Genomic DNA, 262 nt, shown 5'->3' with positions numbered 1-262 from the left:
CGGCCGATCGCCGGCACCCGCCCCCGCGGCAAGACCGCGGCGGAGGACGATGAGAACCGCGCCAGCCTGCTAGCCGATCCAAAGTAACGCGCCGATCATCTGATGCTGCTCGACCTGGGCCGCAACGATGTCGGCCGGGTGGCGGAGGCGGGCAGCGTGCGGGTGACCGACAGCTACACGGTCGAGTTCTACAGCCACGTCATGCACATCGTCTCGAACGTGGTCGGCAGGCTGGCCCCGGGCAAGGACGCGCTCGATGCGC

Annotated in this window: 1 pseudogene; it reads left to right on the top strand. The window is 69.5% G+C overall.

From position 1 onward, the window contains the following. Positions 1 to 262, top strand: a pseudogene (locus RVY79_RS20135) (chorismate-binding protein); the annotation flags it as partial.

Source organism: Chromohalobacter sp. HP20-39 (genome assembly GCF_033052815.1).
Lineage (GTDB): Bacteria > Pseudomonadota > Gammaproteobacteria > Pseudomonadales > Halomonadaceae > Chromohalobacter.
Note: the sequence above shows the minus strand (reverse complement) of the source record. Positions and strands in the feature narration are given on the sequence as shown.